Here is an 18,480-nt window from a genome sequence, read left to right on the forward strand (position 1 = left end):
ATTCCGGCCCTCCTGATCATGGGGACGATCTGGTGGCTGAGTTCGGGCAGCGACACGCCCGGCCCCCCGCTGACGCATCCCCTCGACTGGGCGGCGCACTTCCTGGCCTACCTCGCCCTGGCCTTCACCCTCGCGCGGGCGACCGGACGCCGGGGTCTCGCCGTGGTGATCGCCGCGTGGTTCGGCGCCTCCGACGAGGTGCACCAAGCCTTTGTGCCGGGCCGGGACGCGGGCCTGAGTGACTGGCTGTTCGACCTTGCGGGAGCAGGGGTGGGGGCGTGGCTGGCGCTGGGGCGGGGCGCTGGGCGCAAGGGGGACGACGGGACACCCTGACCGCCGGGGCCGACCCATTGACCCCGCCCTCAGCCCAGCGGGGTCGCCGCCAGCCGCTCCAGCACGCTGGGGTCTTCCAGGGTGCTCGTGTCGCCCTCGATCGCCTTGCCCGCCGCGATCTGGCGCAGAAAGCGGCGCATGATCTTGCCGCTGCGGGTCTTGGGCAGGGCGTCCGCCACGATGATCGCGTCCGGGCGGGCCAGGGCGCCGATCTCGCGGCTGACGTGCGCCCGCAACTCCCCGGCATTCACCGTGAACCCCGCCTGCGGCAGCACGAAGGCCACCACACCTTCACCCTTGACCTCGTCCGGGCGGCCCACCACGGCGGCCTCCGCGACGGCGGGGTGGGCCACCAGCGCCGACTCGATCTCCATCGTCCCCAGGCGGTGCCCGGAGACGTTGAGCACGTCGTCCACCCGCCCCATCACCGTGACGTAGCCGTCGGCATCGCGCCGGGCGCCGTCTCCCGCGAAATACACGTGCGGAATCTCGCCCCAGTAGGACTTGCGGTAGCGCTCGTCGTCGCCGTAGACGGTCCGCAGCATGGAAGGCCAGGGCCGCTTGATGACCAGCAGGCCGCCGTCGTCGGGGCCGAGTTCCTCCCCGTCATGGGTCATGATCGCGGGCTCGACGCCGAACATCGGGAGGCCCGCGCTGCCGGGCTTGCTGGGGTGGGCGCCGGGCAGGGTGGTCAGCATGATCGCGCCCGTCTCGGTCTGCCACCAGGTGTCCACCACCGGGCAGCGCTCCCCGCCGATCACGCGGTAGTACCACATCCACGCTTCCGGGTTGATCGGCTCGCCCACCGACCCCAGCAGGCGCAGGCTGCTCAGGTCGCAGCGGCCCGGCAGTTCGTCGCCCTGCCGCATAAAGGAGCGGATGGCCGTGGGCGCGGTGTACAGGATGCTGACCCGGTGCCGCTCCACGAGCTGCCAGAAGCGGCCCCAGTCGGGGTGGTTGGGGGCCCCTTCGTACATCAGCACGGTCGCGCCGTTGAGCAGCGGCCCGTACACGCTGTAGGAGTGCCCGGTCACCCAGCCCACGTCGGCGGTGCACCAGTACACGTCGTCGTCGCGCAGGTCAAACACCGTTTGCGTGGTCAGGTACGTGCCCACCATGTACCCGCCCGTCGTGTGCAGCACGCCCTTGGGCTTGCCCGTGCTGCCGGAGGTGTACAGCACGAAGAGGGGATGCTCGCTGTCCACGGCGGCGGCCTCGTGCTCGTCCCCGGCGGCGGCTAGGGCCTCGTGCCACCAGAGGTCGCGGCCGGGCTGCATGGGCGCGTCGCAGTTCGCCCGGCAGACCACCAGCATGTGCTCCAGGCTGGGGGTGTTCCGCGCCGCCTCGTCCGCGTTCGCCTTGAGGTTCACGAGGCTGCCCCGCCGCTGCCCCGCGTCGGCGGTGACCAGCAGCTTGCTCTGGGCGTCGTTGATGCGGTCGGCCAGCGCCGAGACCGAAAAGCCTCCGAACACCACGCTGTGAATCGCGCCGATGCGGGCGCAGGCGAGCATGGCAATGGCCGCTTCCGGAATCAGCGGGAGGTAGAGGGTCACCCGGTCGCCCTGTTCGACCCCCAGCGCGGTCAGCGCGTTCGCCGCCCGCTTCACCTCGCGCAGCAGCTCGGCGTAGCTGTAGCGCCGGACCTCGCCGTCCTCGGCTTCCCAGAGGATCGCGGTCTTGTCTCCCCGGCCCGCCGCCACGTGGCGGTCGAGCGCGTTGTAGGCCACGTTGGTCTGCCCGCCCACGAACCACTGCGCGTGTGGCTCCTGCCAGTCCAGCACCCGGTCCCAGCGCCGCATCCAGTGCAACTCTCCCGCCACGTCGCTCCAGAAGCCGTCCGGGTCGTCCAGGCTGCGGCGGTAGAGGCGGTCGTATTCCTCGCGCGTCAGCCGGGCGCGGGCCACGAAATCGGCGGGGGGCGCGATGACCCGGTTCTCGTGCAGCAGGTTGTCGATGTGGTCGTTCGTGGACGGGTGGGTCATAGGCAAACCTCCGGAGGAGCGCGGCGGGCAAGCGGGTGAGACGCGGGTTGTGGAGGCCTTCACTGTAGTGCGGCGGCGTGAGGAACGCGCCCGCCGTCACGCGGGGGGTACTGCACCCGGTTCAAGGAACTGGGAGAAGGGGAGGAGTGGGAAACCCCCGGCGGAGGGGCCGGGGGCTGGGGGCAGCGGGGCAGGAGGCTCAGTCGTGCGCGGCGACGGTGCCGTCCACGCCCGCGCCGGTGTAGGCGCGGAACTGCATCTCCTCGAAGGCCTGGTCTTCCTCGTCGCGGCGGCGGCGGGCGCCGATCAGGGTGCCCAGCGCGGCGAAGGCGAAGCCTGCGGGGATGGACACGATGCCGGGGTTTTCCAGCGGGAAGAGGGCCTGCGCCTGAATGGGGCGGCGTCCGGTCGTCTTCTCGGGTGGGTCCACGCCCATGATGTTGGGGCTGACCGCGATCAGGGCGAGGCAGGTCAGGATGCCGCCCACGATCCCCCAGATCGCTCCGGTCGCGTTGAACTTGCGCCAGAACAGGGTAAAGAGGATCACCGGGAGGTTGGAACTCGCGGCGATGGCAAAGGCCAGCGCGACCAGGAAGGCCACATTCTGTGACTGCGCCAGCAGCCCCAGCCCGATGGCGATGATTCCCACCGCGACCGTGGCGAGCCGGGCCACCCGGAACTCCTCGCGCTCGGTGGCCTGTCCCTTGCGGATGACGCCCTTGTAGATGTCGTGGGTAAAGGAGGTGCTCGCCGCAATGGTGAGTCCTGCCACCACCGCGAGGATGGTCGCGAAGGCCACGGCGGTCACGAAGGCCAGTCCGAACTCGCCGCCCACCGTCCCGGCGCCGCCGAACAGCTCCTGCGCGAGCAGCGGCGCGGCCATGTTGCCCGCCGCGTTCGCCGCAGCGATGGCCTCGCGGCCGACGAGCACGTTCGCGGCGTTGCCCAGGAAGGCAGTCATCACGTAGAAGGCCCCGATCAGGACCATCGCCCACACCACGCTCTTGCGGGCGTCCTGCGCGGTGGGCACGGTGTAGAAGCGCACCAGGATGTGCGGCAGCCCGGCGGTGCCCAGCACCAGCGCGAGGCTGAGGCTGATCAGGTCGATGGGATTCTTGTACTTCACGCCCGCGCCCAGGAACTCCTGCCCGTTGAGGCGCTCGACGTTCCCCAGCAGGTTGGAAAAGCTCCAGCCAAAAGCGTTCAGGATCAGCACCGTCATCACGATGGTGGCGAACATCAGCAGCACGGCCTTGATGATCTGCACCCAGGTCGTGGCGAGCATGCCGCCGACCACCACGTAAATGATCATCAGCACGCCGACGAGGGGAATGGCGACGCTCGGCGTGAGCACCCCGCCCGACAGCAGACTGATCAGCGATCCGGCCCCCACGACCTGCGCGATCATGTAAAAGGCGCTCACGACGATGGTGCTGATCGCCGCGTAGGTCCGCACGCGGGGGTCTTTCAGGCGGTAGACCAGCATGTCGGCCAGGGTGTACTTGCCCAGGTTCCGCAGCGGCTCGGCCACGATAAACAGCACCGTCAGGTACGCGATAAACCACCCGACCGAGTACATGAAGCCGTCGTAGCCGTTCAGCGCGATCAGCCCGGTGATTCCCAGGAAGGAGGCCGCGCTCATGTAATCACCGGCGATGGCGATGCCGTTTTGCCCCGCGCTGATGCGCCCGCCCGCCACATAGAAGTCCGAGGCGCTGGTGTTGCGCCGGGAGGCCCAGAAGGTGACCCCCAGCGTGATCGCCACGATCACGGCCGCGAGCAGAAAGGTCATTGCGTCGCCTCCCGCGCCAGTCGGTCAAAGGTCCGGGCCTTCACCACATAGATCGCCGCCATGATCCAGCCCATCGCAAATTCCGCGAAGGCGAACACGTACCCGAAGGTCACGTTTCCGAAGACCTTGGTTGCCATCAGCGGCTTGTTGTAGCCCGCCAGGATGGGCAGCAGGAAATACAGCACCAGAAACGTCACGGTCATGATCACCGTGAAGCGGTTGCGCTCCGCGACCAGCTGGGTGTAGGCCGGGTTGTGCGGGGGCGCGGCAGCGGAGGGCAGACGGGAAACGGTCATGGGAGCCTCCTGGGGCACGGGAAGGCGGAAAGGGAGCGCGGCCAGGGGGGACGGGCAGCGCGGCTGAATTGGCAGGTCGCTTCGCAGATTAGGAGCCTCTTAACCTGAAATCAATAAACCGGGTGTAAGGTTTGCGTTTCTGGACCAGGAACAGTCCGGTGGGGCTAGGGTGCCTGGTTTGCCAATTGTCCAGCGGGGGGGGCGTATGGTGAGGGCTGTGCTTCTCGACCGGCTCAACCGGCCTCTGCGTGACCTGCGCGTCAGCGTGACCGACCGCTGCAACCTACGCTGCACGTACTGCATGCCCGCCGACGTGTTCGGGCCGGACTACGCCTTCTTGCCGCGCGAGGAGTTGCTCTCGTTCGAGGAAATCGAACGCCTGACCCGCGCCTTCGTCGCGCTGGGGGTCCGCAAGCTGCGCCTGACCGGGGGCGAACCGCTGCTGAGGCGCGACCTGCCGGAGCTGGTGGCCCGGCTGTCGGCCCTGGAGGGGGTGGAGGACGTGGCCCTCACGACCAACGGGTTGCTGCTGCCCCGCCTCGCGGCCGACCTGAAGGCGGCGGGACTGCGGCGCGTCACCGTCAGCCTCGACAGCCTCGACCCGGAGGTGTTCGGGCGCATGAATGGCCTGAACGTGGCCCCCGACCGCGTGCTCGACGGCATCGAGGCGGCGCTGCGGGCGGGCCTCGGCGTGAAGGTGAATACTGTGGTGCAGCGCGGGGTGAATGACGCCGGACTGCCCGAGCTGTGGCGGGCGCTGCGCGACCGGGCCACCGTGCGTTTTATCGAGTTCATGGACGTGGGCAACCACAACGGCTGGAACATGGACGCGGTGGTGCCCTCGCGCGAGGTGCTCGCCCGCCTCGCGGACGCGGAACCGGGCCTGGATTTTGCGCCCGTCAATCCCGCCTACCGGGGCGAGGTCGCGGCCCGTTACTACGACGGGGAGGGCCACGAGGTTGGGTTGATCTCCTCGGTCACGGCGCCCTTTTGCGGCGACTGCTCACGGGCGCGGCTCTCGGCGGTCGGCGTGCTGTACACCTGCCTCTTCGCCGGGGCAGGCACCGACCTGCGGGCACCGCTGCGGGCGGGCGCGACCGACGCCGAGCTGCGCGAGCGCGTCGCCGCCGTCTGGCAGGCCCGCCAGGACCGCTACAGCGAGGAGCGGGGCGAGGCCACCCCTGGGCGGGCGGCGAGCAAGGTCGAGATGTCGCATATCGGGGGCTGACCGCTCTGGGAAACGCTGTTCCTCGCCGCGTACCCGGCGCGTGACCTTGTGTCTGCCGAACGCCAATCTTTAAGATGAGGGCTCAGGAAAGCCCCTGCGCCCGCAGCCGGGCTGGGAGGCGAGCATGGCGAAGTACCCGCTGATCAAGACCACCCTCAAAGACCGCCTGCTGGGCGGGCACTACCTGGAGGGCTTGCCCCTTCCCAGCGAACCGCAACTCGCCCGCGAGTTCGAGGTCTCGCGCATGACCGCCCGCCGCGCCATCGACGAGCTGGAGCGCGAGGGCTACGTCTACCGGGTGCAGGGGGCAGGCACCTTTCCTACCGGCAAGCGCTTTCGCCAGGGCATGTTCCGGGTGCGGCCTTTCAAGGAGTGGGCGCGGCACCCCGACCACCGCACCCACGTCCTGCGGGCGCTGACGGTGGGAGCCACCCCCGAAATCGCGGCGGTGCTGCACCTGAACGCCGGGGACCCGGTGCTGTACGTCCACCGCCTGCGCACGGCTGGCGACGAGGCGCTGGTCATCGAGAAGCGGTACATCAACTCGGCGCTGGCCCCCTCGCTGCTCGACCACGACCTCAGCTCCGAGAGCATCCACGAAGTCATGATCGGGCTGGGGGTGCCCATCACCCGCGTCGAGCAGAATCTGGAAGCGGTCAACCTGCGCCAGGAGGAAGCCGAACTGCTGCGCGTACCGCTGGGCACCGCCGCCTTCCTGCTGCGGCGCACAAGTTATAGCGGGCCGCAACGTGTGTCCTACGTCAACTATTGGGTGCGCGGCGACCGCTACGCCTTTCAGGACAGTTTCGAGCCGTAGGGCGGGGAGACCCCTCTCCCTTGGGGAGAGGGGCGCTGCGCAGCAGCGGGGTGAGGGGTCCCTTCCACCGAATGCCCTAGACCCCGCGCCCTTCCCGCGTGAGTCCCGCCCCAAGATTCCCCGGCGCGGGACCCATCCCACCCCCGGATTTGGTGGAGACGGCCCCACCCTAACCTCACCGCCCGGACAGCTTGCGGCTGGTGGAATGACCCCCGACTGACCGCCATGCGCGGCCAGCAGGGAGGCCCCATGTTCTACTACGACGGCAAGTTGCAGTACCCGGTCCGCGTCGAGACGCCCGATCCCCGCTTCGCGCGGCTGCTTCAGCAGGCCATCGGGGGGGTGGAGGGCGAGATTCGCGTGACCCTTCAGTATCTCTTTCAGGCTTTCGGTGCCCGCGGTCCCAAGAAGTACCGCGACATGCTGCTCGCGACCGGCACCGAGGAGATCGGTCACGTCGAGATGCTTGCCACGGCGGTGGCCCTCAACCTTCAGGGCAGCCCGGCCAGCGTCCAGGAGGAGGTGGCCCAGAGTAACCCCATCGTGGGGGCCGTGATGGGCGGCGACCCCCGGCAGTACCTCTCGGCGGGGCTGGCGGCGCTGGCCTCCGACGCCAACGGGGTGCCCTTCAGCGGCTCGCACGTCTATGCCAGCGGCAACCTCGCCGCCGACATGTACGCCAACGTCACCGCCGAGGCGACCGGGCGGGTGCTGGCCTGCCGCCTCTTTACCCTGACCGACGACCCCGGCATGAAGGACATGCTGCGCTTCCTGATCGCCCGCGACACCATGCACCAGCAGCAGTGGCTCGCCGTGATCGAGGAACTCGGCGGGCACCAGGGCACCCTGCCTATCCCCAACTCCTTCCCGGTCGAGGAGGAGCTGCGCGAGGTGAGCTACACCTACTTCGCCCCCGGTACCCAGGGCACCGAGCCCCCGCAGGGCCGCTGGACCCAGGGACCGTCCCTCGACGGGCTGGGCCAGTTCAAGCTGGAACCCGCCCGCCCCTTCGGGGAAGAGCCCGTCCTGGGACCGCCCGACCCCCTCGCCTTCGCGGAAATCCAGCAGATGATGGGCGCGGGGGGCCAGGGAACGCGGCCCGGCGCGACCTCCTCGGACGACTGACGGCCGAAGAAGAGGGGCCGCACTTCTGGGGGGTACCCGAAGGTGCGGCCCCCTTCGCGTTGTGGCTCAGGCGTCGGGGTCGGCGCTCCAGTCCGTCAGGGCGTAGGCTCCACTCACCATCCCGGCCAGCCCCAGGAAGTAGGCGCGGTCGCGGCCCTCCATGCGGGCGCCCAGCAGCAGCAGCACGGGCAGGGTGCCCAGTTCGATCTTGCCGTGCAGCGGGAAGGGAATCTGGCGGCTCAGGGCGGGCGGGTAGTCGGTCAGGGCACTGACGCCCAGGTACGACCCTGCCAGCGCGTAGGAGGCGGTGCGGGCCTGCGGGCCGAGCCGCAGCAGGGCGGGGGCGGCCAGCATCAGGCCGCAGGCGGCGTAATCGACAAGGCCGTGCAGTCGGGGCGTCAGCGGTTTCATGGGTTCAGCATGGGGGGTCTCCGGGTATGGGGGACAGGGCCTCTCCTAAGTCGACCTTGAGCGTTGACGGGGCTGCGTCTTCACTGGACGGGGTGCAAATTTAGACCGCCACGCGCTATATGTGGGAGATCATGGATTCGTCGTCGCTCCGGGAGCGTCAGAAAGAACGCCGCCGCGCGCGGATCTACAGCGTGGCCCTCGACCTGTTCAAGCGGGGGGGCTTCCAGGCCACCACCGCCACCGACATCGCGCGGGCCAGCAACGTCTCGCGGGGGACCTTTTTCAACTACTACCCGTACAAGGAAGCGGTGCTGCTCGACTACGGCAGTGAAGTCATGGAGCGCCTGCGTGACCGGGCCGAGGCGCGGCTCGCGGAGGGGATTGCCCCCCTCACCGTGCTGTACGAGATCTGGGACGAACTCGCCGCCGAGAATGGCCGCGAGCGCGACCTTTTCCCGCCGCTCGCCTACGAGGTCATGAATCCCAACCCCGAGCGGGCCAGGACCGCGTATCAGGCCCTGCCGCTGAGCAAGGTGATCGAGCTGATCTTGAAGCCGCTGCACCAGGCCGGGCAGATTCGTACTGACCTCAGCCTGCAGCGCATCAGCAACCTGATCGCGGACACCTACCTGCTCGTCGCCCTGCGCTGGAGCGCCTACGGCACCGACCGCACCCTGCAGGAGGAGACGCGGCTGGCTCTGAACCTGCTGCTGGAAGGCGCCCTGCGGCCCGACGCCCCGGCCCGCCCGTCCTGAAAGGGGCGCAGACGGCGTGACCCAGCCTGAACTCAGCATCGGAAGTGCCCGGCACAGCTGGCCCTTCAGCCGGGGGCTGGTCGTGGAGTCGCTCGTCAACGCGGGGGCGAGCGCTCCGGCAGCGGCCACCGTCGCCCGCCGGGTCGAGCAGGCATTGCGGCACGCCCGCCGGGCCACCGTGACTCCAGCCGAGTTGCAGGCCCTGATGGTGGACCTCGCGCGGGACGCGCTGGGCGAGGAGGTCGCGCAGGCCGCCGCCCGGCAGACCCCAGCCTTCGTGGACATCGTGGTGCAGGCCAAGAAGGGCACGCTGCCCTTTAGCCGCGGCGTGCTGGCCCGCACGCTGGAGGACACCGGCCTCTCGCCGCGCGACGCCTACGGCACGGCGAGCGCGGTGGACGTGCGGCTGCGGCAGTCCGGGCGGCGCGAGGTCACGGTGCCCGAACTCGACGAGGTGACGGAAGACGTGCTGGCGGGGCGTTACGGCGAACACCTGCGCCGCACCTACCGCTTCCTGAAGGGCAACCGGGGCCGCCTGGGGGTGGTCAGCGGGGACGGGGGCACGCCCACCCCCTTCAGCAAGGGGCTGCTGGTGCAGTCGCTGTTGGCGGCGGGGGTGGCCCCCGACGTGGCCCGCAAGGTGGCCCGCGTGACCCAGCGCGACCTGCGCGGCAGCGAGGACCGGCTGGTGACCCGCCACGCCATCCGCGAGAAGGTCGAGGCCCTGCTGCGCGACGAGGTCGGCCCCGACGTGAGTGCGCGGTACCGCCTGCTGCGGGTGATTCGCCGCCCGCCGCGCCCACTGGTCGTGCTGCTCGGCGGCGTGAGCGGCACGGGCAAGAGCTACCTCGCCGCCGAGGTCGCCTACCGCCTGGGGATCACCCGCGTGATCGGCACCGACGCCGTGCGCGAGGTCATGCGAGCGATGGTGTCGCGCGAACTCGTGCCGGGCCTCCACGCGAGCACCTTCAACGCCTGGGAAGCCCTGCTGCCCCCCGGCGTGCCGCGCCCCGACAAGCCCACCCCCGCCGACCTGCTCGCCGGGCTGCGCGATCAGGTCCAGCAGGTCAGCGTGGGGCTGGGGGCGGTGGTGCGCCGCGCGATCGAGGAGGGGACCAGCCTCGTGCTGGAGGGGGTGCACCTCGTTCCCGGCTACCTGCGGGCCACCGACTATGCGGGGGCGCTGGTGGTGCCCATGCTGGTGACCCTGCCCGACGAGGGCGAGCACCGCCGCCACTTCGAGTCCCGCGACCGCGAGACGGCGGCGAGCCGCCCCCTGCACCGCTACATGGCCTATTTCGGCGAAATCCGCACCATGCAGGACTACCTCGAAGAACTCGCCCGCCGCGAGGACGTGCCCCTGCTGGACGGCCTGACCCTGGACGAAAGCGCGGAGCAGGCCGTGGACGTGGTGCTGCGCCGGGTAATGGCCGCCCTGACGCCGGGGGAGCGGGCCGCGCTGCTGGGGGAGGAGGGGGGGACGGAGTGACGGCCCCGCCTCAGCGCCGGACCTGTCGCACCGCTGCCCGCAACTCGGCCAGCGCCCCCCCATCCCCGCCGTAGCGGGCGCGGTGGTAGGCCCCCACCGCCGCGCGGATGGTGTCGGCCTGCTCAGGATGCTTCTGGATGGCCCGCTCGCCATAGGCCGCCGCCGTCTCGCCAGGAGCGCGGGGCAGGCGCAGCCGCCGGGCAAGGTCGTCCAATCCTCGCGCGGCTGGGTCCAGGGTGGGGGAGCGCCGCCGGGCCACGAGCAGCAGCGGAAGTGCCGCGAGGAGCACTCCAGCGACCCCCAGCGCGAGCAGCGCGGGCCGCCCGCCCACCCCGGCCTGCACCCGGCCCAGCAGATCGCGCTGGCGCGGGCCGTCGTAGCCCGCGACCCAGTCGTTCCAGCGGGTCTGCCAGGCGTCCACCCGCAGGGCCACCCGGTCCAGGGCGGCGGGGGGCGGGGGCGTGTCCGCCTCCGGTCGGGCCAGAGCGGTGGGCAGCCCGGCGGTCACCCGGCCCGGCGCGACCTGCGCGGTGGGGTCCACCCGCACCCAGCCCCGGCCCTCCAGCCACACTTCTACCCAGGCGTGCGCGTCCTGCTGGCGCACGATCAGGTAGCCGCCGTCGGGGTTGCGCTCCCCACCGAGGTAGCCGCCCACCACGCGGGCCGGGACCCCCGCCGCCCGCATCAGGAACGCGAACGACGAGGCGTAATGCTCGCAGAAGCCAGCGCGGGAGCCGAACAGGAAGGCGTCCACCCGGTTCCGCTGGGGCAGGGTGGGCGGCGTGAGGGTGTAGCGAAAATCTCCATTCCGCAGCCACCCCAGCGCCGCTTCCACCCGCTCCGGCGCTGGCAGCCCCGCCCACGACGCGGCGAGCGCCCGTGCCTGTGGACTCTCCCCGGACGGCAGCCCCAGGTTGAGGGTCAGGCGCTCAGGCGCCTCGCGTACTCCCAGCCGGGCGGCGCGGCCCTGCACGGCGTGGCGGGTGCGGCTGCCCCCCACGCTGAAGGAGACGGCCTGAAACGCGGTCGTCACGAAGGCCCCCGGCGGCAGCGTGGTCGGCGTGTCCAGCACCGGAATCCAGGGCGGGTTGCCGGGTTCCAGGGTCAGGCGGTAGGCCAGCGTCGGCCCGTAGAACTCCACCGTTGGGGACCCGAAGCGTTCGCGTACCTGCCCCCAGCGCAGCCCGTCATAGCGTTCGTAGACCGGACCGCGCCAGTAGCGTTCTTCCGGGGCGGGCAGGGGGCCGCCGAACTCGGCGCGAAAGGCCACGTCCCGGCTCTGGGCCAGGGAGCTGTATTCGCCCGCTGTGATCTCGTCGGCCAGCCCGGTCTGCGCGGCCTGCACCGGAAGTTGCCACAGGGGTCCGTCGGGGCGGGGGAACAGCACGAACAGCACGGCCATCAGCGGCGCGGCCTGAAGGCTGAGGCGGGCGGCCTGACCTACGGCGGCCAGCCCCGACGCTGGCCCCGGCCCATTCCAGCGCCCCAGCGCGGCGAGCAGCCCCACCAGCCCCAGCGCGACATGCGCCGCCGCGAGCGGTCCCTGCCCGAAAAAGAGGTGGGTGAGCAGCACGAACACGCCCAGCAGCGCGAGCAAGCGGGCGTCGCGCTGGGTGCGCGTCTCGGCAGCCTTGAGGCATACCAGCAGCCCCAGCAGCGCCGTGCCCGCCTCGCGGCCCAGCAGGGTGCCATAGACGGCGTTCAGCACGACGAAGCCCAGCCCCGCGAGCAGCCCCAGCGCCCAGCTCGGCGGGGCGGGGAGCGGGCGGCGGGTCCGCAGGGCGGCGTAGCTCAGCAGCGCGGCCTCCAGCCCGGTGAGCCACACGGGTTGCCGCAGGGCGGCGGGGGCCAGTGCGAACGCCAGCGAGAGCAGGGTGAAGCGCAGCGGAGCGCCCGGCAGAGGGGCCGGAGCGGGGCGTCGGGGGGCGGGCGCCGCCGGAGCGGGCCAGGGCTGCACCTCGGCCAGAGCTGCGCGGGCCGCTGCCGCATGCGCCTCCCCCGCGCCGGGGGGCAGGGCGCGGCCAGGCAGCGTCAGGCGGAAGGGCACCCCCGTGCGCCGCGCCTCCTCCACCCAGGCGGCCAGCCGCGAGAGCCGGGCCTCGGGGTCGGGCAGGGACGCCGTCTGCGCCCAGTCCAGCGCGAGGAGGGTCCCGGCGGGCGCGTCCGTCTCGCGGACCACGGGCGACCCGGTGCGGGCCGCGTGCCGCCACGACACCTGCCGGGGTGAGTCGCCCGGCTGGTAGGGCCGCAGCCCGCTGAAGTCGTCCGGGCCGGGACCGCGCCGCTCGGCCTCCTCGCCCGCGCCGGGGGCGGGGGGTGGGGGCGGCGGCGCTCCCTCCTCCGGCAGCGGGGCGACGGGGAGGGGGGCCGGAACCGGGAGGGGCTGCCACACCGCCCACAGCCCCAGCGGGTCCAGCGCGGCGACGGCGGGCCGGGTCAGGTGGAGCAGGCCACGGGTTGGGGTGGGCAGCGGGACGGTCACCTCGGCGGTGCCTCCGGCCGGAACGCGCTCCATGCCCTCCGCCCCCGGCCCCAGACGCACGAGGAAGGTCCCCCCCGGTCCCCGGCCCTCCACCCGCACCGTGAAGGGCGCGGTGCCCCCCGCGACCGCCGAGGCCGGGGGCACCACCCGCCCGGTCAGCCCCCGACCCGCCCACGTCGCCTGCGCCGCCGCCGCCACCCACACGCCCCCCAGCAGAAAGGTCACCGCGTAGCCCAGCCCCAGCGCGTAGTTGATGCAGCCCACCAGCGTGACCACGATCAGCCCCAGGAAGGCCACGCCCAACCGGGTGGGCCGCAGGGTGCCGGAGGGCCGGGGCGCGGGAGTCACCGGGCGGGGGGAGCGGGTCAAGGAATCGGCGTCTCCGCGAGCAGGCGGGCCAGCACGTCGGAAGCGACCCCCCCGCGCACCGGGAGGCGGTGGCCCGCGACGCCGGGGAAGACCGCCTGCACGTCCTCTGGCAGCACCATCGTCCGCCCCGCGAGGTAAGCCCACGCCCGCGCCGCCGCCAGCAGTCCCAGCAGGGCGCGGGGACTCAGGCCCAAATCCAATGCGGGGTGGTCGCGGGTCGCGCGGGCGAGCACTTGCAGGTAATCCAGCAGCGGCGGAGCGGCATATACGGCGTCCACCTCCCGCCGGGCCGAGCGCAGGGTGTCCGGGTCCAGCGCGGCGGGCAGCTCGCGCACCACGTCGCCCCGCCCGCCTGTCTCCAACAGGGTGCGCTCGGCGCGGGCGTCGGGGTAGCCCAGCGTGACCGACATCAGGAAGCGGTCGAGCTGCGCTTCGGGCAGCGGCGACGTGCCCACGAAGGCGGCCGGATTCTGGGTGGCAATCACGAAAAAGGGGTCGGGCAGCGGCCGCGTGACCCCGCCCTCGCTGACCTGCCGCTCCTCCATCGCTTCGAGCAGGGCGCTCTGGGTGCGCGGGGTGGCGCGGTTGATCTCGTCGGCGAGCAGCACCTCCGAGAAGATCGGGCCGGGCTGGTACCGGAAGACCCCGCCCGCCGCGTCCCAGATGCTCATGCCCAGCAGGTCGGCGGGCAGCAGGTCCGCCGTGAACTGCACCCGCCGGAACGAGAGGCCCAGCGTGCGCGAGAGCGCGTGCGCCAGCGTGGTTTTGCCGACGCCCGGCTGGTCCTCGATCAGCAGGTGCCCGCCCGCCAGCAGACAGGCCAGCGAGAGGCGCACCTGTCCCGGCTTGCCCAGAATCACCCCGTCCAGTTGCGCGAGCGCACGGGCCACCGCCGCCGCGCTGGTCGAGGGGGAAGGGGGGGCGGGCACACGCGTCATGGGGGCGAGTCTAGCCACGCCCCTCTGACAGAACTGCGACATCGGGCGCGGGGCGGTCGGGCGGCTCAGGCGTGCAGCGCGTCCCGGTCCTCGCACGGCTGCCCCTCCGCCTCGGGTTGCAGGGTCACGTGCGTAAGGTGGTGGCGCTCGCGCAGGGTCCGACGGGCACGCGCCAGGACCTCGGTGACCTCCACCCCGCCTGCCACCTCCACATGGGCCGTCAACACCGGCTGCCCCGCCGTGATCGCCCACACATGCAGGTCGTGGACGCCCCGCACCCCCGGCACACTGCCCAGTGTGGCCCGCACCGCCCGCACGTCCAGGCCCTTGGGGGCTCCCTCCAGCAGCACGTTCAGGCTGTCGAGCAGCAGGCCCCACGCGCTGCGCAGGATCAGCAGGCCGATCAGGGCGCTCACGAGGGGATCGGCCACCGTCCACCCGGTTCCCAGCACCAGCAGCGAGGCGACGATTGCCCCCACCGACCCCAGCAGGTCGCCCAGCACGTGCAGAAAGGCCCCGCGCACATTCAGGCTGTCCCGCTGCCCCCCATGCAGGACGGCGGCGCTCACGAGGTTGGCGACCAGCCCGGCCACCGCGACCGCCAGCATGACCCCGCCCTGCACCTCGGGCGGGTCGGACAGGCGCCCGTAGGCCTCCCACAGAATCCACAGCGTGAGCAGCAGCAGCGCCGCCGCGTTCACGAAGGCCGCCAGAATCTCCACCCGGTAGAAGCCGTAGGTCCGCTCCGGGGTCGCCGGGCGGCGGGCGAAGCGCACCGCGAAGAGGCTCAGCGCCAGCGCCGCCACATCGGACGCCATATGCCCCGCGTCGGAGAGCAGGGCCAGGCTCCCTGATACCAACCCCCCGATGATCTCCACCACCATGAAGGTCGCCGTGACCCCCAGCGCGATACCCAGCCGCCGCGCATCGGCCCCATGCCCGTGGCTGTGGCCGTGCCCAGCGTGGTCATGCGGGTGATCGTGGTTGTGGGAATGGACGCTCATCGGGCCTCCGGGGGTGGGGGAGACGGGGGCGGACCGGGACAGGCTAGCGCAGGTGCCCGCCGTGCCGACGGTTGGCTCCGAAATCGGAAGGACAGTGAACCACCGGAATGCACCCCCGAGGTGCAGCAGCAAAAGGAAAAACCCCGTCCCAGAGGGAGCGGGGCTTGGTCTGGCTCGGCAGGTTGGGGTCGAACCAACGACCGTCCGATTAACAGTCGGATGCTCTGCCACTGAGCTACTGCCGAATACCGTGGCGCGTGCCGTTTCCGGCGCGAGAGGGAGAGTAACACGGGTTCCGGCGTTTTGCAAGAGAAGCTCAGGCCTGTGCCCCACCCGGCATGATCGTCCCCGGATTCACCCCCAGGCGGTCGAGGGCCGCCTGCCAGCGTTCCTCGGCGGGCACGTCCCAGATCAGCCCCGGCATGTCCTGCTCGACCCACAGCCAGGTGCCCTCGCGGGCTTCTTCGGTGAGCTGGCCCGCGCTCCAGCCCGAGTAGCCCAGCAGCAGCATGTAGGGCTGGTCCGAGGCCATCACCGCGTGCAGCACGTCCAGGCTGCTGGTCACGTACAGACCGGGGGCCAGCCGCACCTCGCCGGGCAGGTTCAGCGCTTCCCGGTACAGGCACCAGCCCACGCCCGGCTCGACCGGGCCGCCCGCCCAGGCGGTGCCCGCCCCGGTGGTGGGGGCATCGGGCAGCAGTTCGGCCACGCTCTGGGTCAGGGGCGCGTTGACGAGCAGGCCCATCGCGCCCGACCCGTCGTGTTCCAGCAACAGGATCACGGCGCCCTCAAAGGCGCTGCCGCGCAGATGGGGGCTGGCGACCAGGAACGTCAGCGGGACGGTCATGGAGTCAGGATAGTGGGCCGCAGGCGCGACGGGTCATGACGCAGAAACCTCCCGCCACCGGGGAGGTGGGCGGGAGGCTGAGAAAGGGGAGAGGCTTTACGCGCTCGCGCCCGTGCTGCGGCGGGTCGTGCGGCGCTTGGCGGGTGGGGCGGCGACCTCGGCGGCCTCGCCGCGCGGGGTTTCCAGGGCCTTCAGGCCGCCTACCAGCGCCACGTCGAGCACCTGATCGACCGTCTCGCAGGGGTGGAAGCGCATCGAGGAGCGCAGGTGCACCGGGATGTCGCGCAGGTCGCCCTCGTTCGCCTTGGGCATGATGATGTGCTTGATTCCGGCGCGGCGGGCACCCAGCACCTTCTCCTTCAGGCCGCCGATGGGCAGGTAGCGCCCGGTCAGGGTCATCTCGCCTGTCATTGCCACGTCGTGCCGGGCGGGGATGCCGCTCAGGGCCGAGATCAGGGACGTGACCATCGCGCCGCCCGCCGAGGGGCCTTCCTTGGGAATCGCGCCTGCGGGCACGTGGATGTGAATCTCGGAGTTCTCGATGCGCTCGCGGTCGATGTGGAAGCGTTCGGCGTTGGTCTTGATGTAGGTCAGCGCGGCGCGGGCCGACTCCTTCATCACGTCGCCGAGCTGCCCGGTCAGCACCAGGCCCTTGCCGGGCATCACGCTGGTCTCCACGAACAGGATGTCGCCGCCGACGGGCGTGTAGAACATCCCGGTCGAGACGCCCACCCGGTCCTCCTGCCCCTCGGTTTCGGGCACGTGCCGGGCCTGGCCGAGGTAGCGGTCGAGTTCCTTGTCGGTCACCTTGACGCGCTTGACCTCGCCGGTGGCGATGCGGCGGGCGACCTTGCGGGCCACGGTGCCGATCTCGCGCTCCAGGTTACGGACGCCCGCTTCCCGCGTGTAGTGGCTGATCAGCCGCTCCAGCGCCGCGTCCGTGAAGCTGATCTGGTTGGCCTTCAGGCCGTTGGCCGTGAGCTGCCGGGGCAGCAGGTAGCGCTTGGCGATCTCCAGCTTCTCCTGCTCAATGTACGAGGAGAACTCGATCACTTCCATGCGGTCCATCAGCGCGGCCGGAATCTGCTCGGGGTAGTTGGCGGTGGCGATGAACATGACCTCACTGAGGTCGAAGGCCACGCCCATGTAGTGGTCGGTGAAGTGCTGGTTCTGCGCGGGGTCGAGCACTTCCAGCAGCGCCGCCGAGGGGTCGCCCTGGTAGCTGGTGCCCAGCTTGTCCACCTCGTCAAGCAGGATCACCGGGTTCTTGGTGCCCGCCGTGCGGATGCCCTGGATGATGCGGCCCGGCATCGCCCCGATGTAGGTGCGGCGGTGGCCCCGGATGTCCGACTCGTCGCGGGCGCCGCCCAGCGCAATGCGCACGTACTTGCGCCCCAGCGACTTGGCGATACTCTGCGCGATGCTCGTCTTGCCCACGCCGGGAGGGCCGGTGAACACCAGAATCGGCCCCTTGTTGACCTCGGCGGCGTCGAGTTCTCCGCGCTCGGCCCGCTCGCGGCGCAAGCGGCGCACCGCCAGGAACTCCAGCACCCGGTCCTTGACCTTCTCCAGGCCGTAGTGGTCCTCGTCGAGGATGCCTGCGGCTTCCGTCACGTCGAGGCGGTCGTCGCTGCGGACATTCCAGGGCAATTCGGTGACCCAGGTCAGGTAGGTGCGGATCACGGACGCCTCGGCCGCGTCGGGGTGCATCCGGGCCAGGCGGTTGACCTCGCGGTCGATCTCCTTCTTGACCTCGGGGGAGAGGCCCAGCGCGTCGATCTTGGCCCGGAAGACCTCGGCCTCGTCGCCGTCCTCGCCGTCACCCTCGCCGCCCTGGAGCTCCTTCTGGATGACCTTCATCTGCTCGCGCAGGTAGTACTCGCGCTGGTTCTTGTCGATCTCTTCCTTGACCTGAGCGCGGATGCGGGCCTGCACCGCCTGCACTTCCTGCTCGGTGTCGAGCAGCGTCAGCACCCGGCGCACGCGGTCGGTCAGGCGGGCGGCTTCCAGCACCGCCTGCTTGTCTTCCAGCTTGAAGTCGAGGTTGAAGGCGATGTGGTCGGCCATCTCACCGGGGTCGTCCTTGCCCTGAATGGCCTGGACGCTCTCGGCCCCGATGCGGCCCCCCTGGGCCACCGTCTCGAACTTCTCGCGCAGCTCGCGGGCCAGCGCCTGAAGCTCGACCGGGTCACCCGTCTCGGTGGGCAGCGCCTCCACGTCGGCGGTGAGGTACTCGCCCCGCTGGTAGGCCGTCACGCGGGCACGCGACACGGCGGCGACGAGCATCTGCACGGTGCCGTCGGGATTCTTGCGCACGCGCAGCACGTTGCAGGCGGTGCCCACGTCGTACAGGTCCGCGCCCTGCGGGTCGTCCACGTCCTTGTCGCGCTGCGACACGATCAGGATGACCTTCTCGCCCGCCATCGCCGCCTCAATCGCGTTGATCGAAAGGGCACGGCTGGCGTCGATGTGCTGCACCATCGTCGGGTAGATGACGCTGCCGCGCACCGGGCACACGGGCACGTTGGCGGGCAGCGGGGTGGGTTGATTGGTAGTGGGCATGAAGGCTCCTTTGTGACGCCCGAGATGACTCTGAAGAGGGGTCTCTGGCG

At 71.2% G+C, this 18,480-nt stretch carries 15 protein-coding genes and 1 tRNA gene; 6 read left to right on the forward strand and 10 right to left on the reverse strand.

The window, feature by feature from the left end:
* Positions 1-18: 18 nt before the first annotated feature.
* Positions 19-333: a VanZ family protein gene (locus F8S09_RS08715; RefSeq protein ID WP_227978614.1), complete on the forward strand. Its 315-nt coding sequence runs from the start codon at positions 19-21 to the stop codon at positions 331-333.
* A gap of 29 nt (positions 334-362) precedes the next feature.
* Here the strand turns inward: F8S09_RS08715 and acs are convergent, their stop codons facing one another.
* From acs to F8S09_RS08730, 3 genes are all read right to left on the reverse strand, one after another.
* Positions 363-2,315: an acetate--CoA ligase gene (gene acs, locus F8S09_RS08720; protein WP_152871116.1), complete on the reverse strand. Its 1,953-nt coding sequence runs from the start codon at positions 2,313-2,315 to the stop codon at positions 363-365.
* Between the two features lie 199 nt (positions 2,316-2,514).
* Positions 2,515-4,107, reverse strand: a complete 1,593-nt coding sequence (locus F8S09_RS08725) for a solute symporter family protein (protein ID WP_152871117.1) — start codon at positions 4,105-4,107, stop codon at positions 2,515-2,517.
* Positions 4,104-4,403: a DUF485 domain-containing protein gene (locus F8S09_RS08730; RefSeq protein WP_152871118.1), complete on the reverse strand. Its 300-nt coding sequence runs from the start codon at positions 4,401-4,403 to the stop codon at positions 4,104-4,106. Before F8S09_RS08730 ends, F8S09_RS08725 begins: the two co-directional genes overlap by 4 nt.
* Before the next feature lie 205 nt (positions 4,404-4,608).
* Here F8S09_RS08730 and moaA point away from each other — a divergent pair, with 205 nt between their 5' ends.
* The 3 genes from moaA (at position 4,609) to F8S09_RS08745 (ending at position 7,573) form a co-directional block, all read left to right on the forward strand.
* On the forward strand, positions 4,609-5,631 hold the full coding sequence (gene moaA, locus F8S09_RS08735; RefSeq protein WP_152871119.1) for a GTP 3',8-cyclase MoaA: 1,023 nt from the start codon (positions 4,609-4,611) through the stop codon (positions 5,629-5,631).
* Between the two features lie 124 nt (positions 5,632-5,755).
* Positions 5,756-6,448 carry a GntR family transcriptional regulator gene (locus F8S09_RS08740; protein WP_152871120.1) on the forward strand — a complete coding sequence of 231 codons (693 nt, stop codon included), beginning with the start codon at positions 5,756-5,758 and terminating at the stop codon, positions 6,446-6,448.
* A 249-nt stretch (positions 6,449-6,697) separates the two neighbouring features.
* On the forward strand, positions 6,698-7,573 hold the full coding sequence (locus tag F8S09_RS08745; RefSeq protein WP_152871121.1) for a manganese catalase family protein: 876 nt from the start codon (positions 6,698-6,700) through the stop codon (positions 7,571-7,573).
* 66 nt (positions 7,574-7,639) lie between these two features.
* On the opposite strand, the gene F8S09_RS08750 is transcribed toward F8S09_RS08745, so the two are convergent.
* A complete protein-coding gene (locus tag F8S09_RS08750) occupies positions 7,640-7,984 on the reverse strand; it encodes a hypothetical protein (protein WP_152871122.1) in 345 nt (114 codons plus the stop codon).
* Between the two features lie 131 nt (positions 7,985-8,115).
* On the opposite strand from F8S09_RS08750, the gene F8S09_RS08755 reads away from it, so the two are divergent.
* Both F8S09_RS08755 and F8S09_RS08760 read left to right on the forward strand, forming a co-directional pair.
* Positions 8,116-8,739 carry a TetR/AcrR family transcriptional regulator gene (locus F8S09_RS08755; protein WP_194165284.1) on the forward strand — a complete coding sequence of 208 codons (624 nt, stop codon included), beginning with the start codon at positions 8,116-8,118 and terminating at the stop codon, positions 8,737-8,739.
* Between the two features lie 16 nt (positions 8,740-8,755).
* On the forward strand, positions 8,756-10,228 hold the full coding sequence (locus F8S09_RS08760; RefSeq protein ID WP_322618672.1) for an ATP cone domain-containing protein: 1,473 nt from the start codon (positions 8,756-8,758) through the stop codon (positions 10,226-10,228).
* 10 nt (positions 10,229-10,238) lie between these two features.
* On the opposite strand, the gene F8S09_RS08765 is transcribed toward F8S09_RS08760, so the two are convergent.
* The 6 genes from F8S09_RS08765 to lon all read right to left on the reverse strand — a co-directional run bounded on the left by F8S09_RS08765 (position 10,239) and on the right by lon (position 18,430).
* Positions 10,239-13,079, reverse strand: coding sequence for a transglutaminaseTgpA domain-containing protein (locus F8S09_RS08765; protein WP_152871124.1), 2,841 nt, complete (start codon positions 13,077-13,079; stop codon positions 10,239-10,241).
* Positions 13,076-14,017: an AAA family ATPase gene (locus F8S09_RS08770; protein WP_152871125.1), complete on the reverse strand. Its 942-nt coding sequence runs from the start codon at positions 14,015-14,017 to the stop codon at positions 13,076-13,078. Before F8S09_RS08770 ends, F8S09_RS08765 begins: the two co-directional genes overlap by 4 nt.
* A gap of 65 nt (positions 14,018-14,082) precedes the next feature.
* On the reverse strand, positions 14,083-15,021 hold the full coding sequence (locus F8S09_RS08775) for a cation diffusion facilitator family transporter (RefSeq protein ID WP_152871126.1): 939 nt from the start codon (positions 15,019-15,021) through the stop codon (positions 14,083-14,085).
* Positions 15,022-15,191: 170 nt separating this feature from the next.
* Positions 15,192-15,266, reverse strand: a tRNA-Asn gene (locus F8S09_RS08780).
* 71 nt (positions 15,267-15,337) lie between these two features.
* Positions 15,338-15,868 carry a YqgE/AlgH family protein gene (locus F8S09_RS08785; protein ID WP_152871127.1) on the reverse strand — a complete coding sequence of 177 codons (531 nt, stop codon included), beginning with the start codon at positions 15,866-15,868 and terminating at the stop codon, positions 15,338-15,340.
* 96 nt (positions 15,869-15,964) lie between these two features.
* The gene (gene lon, locus F8S09_RS08790; protein ID WP_152871128.1) at positions 15,965-18,430 is read right to left on the reverse strand and encodes an endopeptidase La; all 2,466 of its coding nucleotides are present in this window, start codon (positions 18,428-18,430) and stop codon (positions 15,965-15,967) included.
* Positions 18,431-18,480 lie beyond the last annotated feature (50 nt).

The sequence above is a fragment of the Deinococcus terrestris genome, from assembly GCF_009377345.1.
Classification (GTDB): Bacteria; Deinococcota; Deinococci; order Deinococcales; family Deinococcaceae; genus Deinococcus; species Deinococcus terrestris.

What these genes read in the sequence shown, in the direction of transcription:
- F8S09_RS08750 (WP_152871122.1), bottom strand. Translation starts at nt 7,984, where the DNA reads ATGAAACCGCTGACGCCCCGACTGCACGGCCTTGTCGATTACGCCGCC.
- F8S09_RS08730 (WP_152871118.1), bottom strand. Translation starts at nt 4,403, where the DNA reads ATGACCGTTTCCCGTCTGCCCTCCGCTGCCGCGCCCCCGCACAACCCG.
- F8S09_RS08775 (WP_152871126.1), bottom strand. Translation starts at nt 15,021, where the DNA reads ATGAGCGTCCATTCCCACAACCACGATCACCCGCATGACCACGCTGGG.
- F8S09_RS08740 (WP_152871120.1), top strand. Translation starts at nt 5,756, where the DNA reads ATGGCGAAGTACCCGCTGATCAAGACCACCCTCAAAGACCGCCTGCTG.
- F8S09_RS08755 (WP_194165284.1), top strand. Translation starts at nt 8,116, where the DNA reads ATGGATTCGTCGTCGCTCCGGGAGCGTCAGAAAGAACGCCGCCGCGCG.
- F8S09_RS08745 (WP_152871121.1), top strand. Translation starts at nt 6,698, where the DNA reads ATGTTCTACTACGACGGCAAGTTGCAGTACCCGGTCCGCGTCGAGACG.
- F8S09_RS08725 (WP_152871117.1), bottom strand. Translation starts at nt 4,107, where the DNA reads ATGACCTTTCTGCTCGCGGCCGTGATCGTGGCGATCACGCTGGGGGTC.
- F8S09_RS08715 (WP_227978614.1), top strand. Translation starts at nt 19, where the DNA reads ATGGGGACGATCTGGTGGCTGAGTTCGGGCAGCGACACGCCCGGCCCC.
- moaA (WP_152871119.1), top strand. Translation starts at nt 4,609, where the DNA reads ATGGTGAGGGCTGTGCTTCTCGACCGGCTCAACCGGCCTCTGCGTGAC.
- F8S09_RS08785 (WP_152871127.1), bottom strand. Translation starts at nt 15,868, where the DNA reads ATGACCGTCCCGCTGACGTTCCTGGTCGCCAGCCCCCATCTGCGCGGC.
- lon (WP_152871128.1), bottom strand. Translation starts at nt 18,430, where the DNA reads ATGCCCACTACCAATCAACCCACCCCGCTGCCCGCCAACGTGCCCGTG.
- acs (WP_152871116.1), bottom strand. Translation starts at nt 2,315, where the DNA reads ATGACCCACCCGTCCACGAACGACCACATCGACAACCTGCTGCACGAG.
- F8S09_RS08770 (WP_152871125.1), bottom strand. Translation starts at nt 14,017, where the DNA reads ATGACGCGTGTGCCCGCCCCCCCTTCCCCCTCGACCAGCGCGGCGGCG.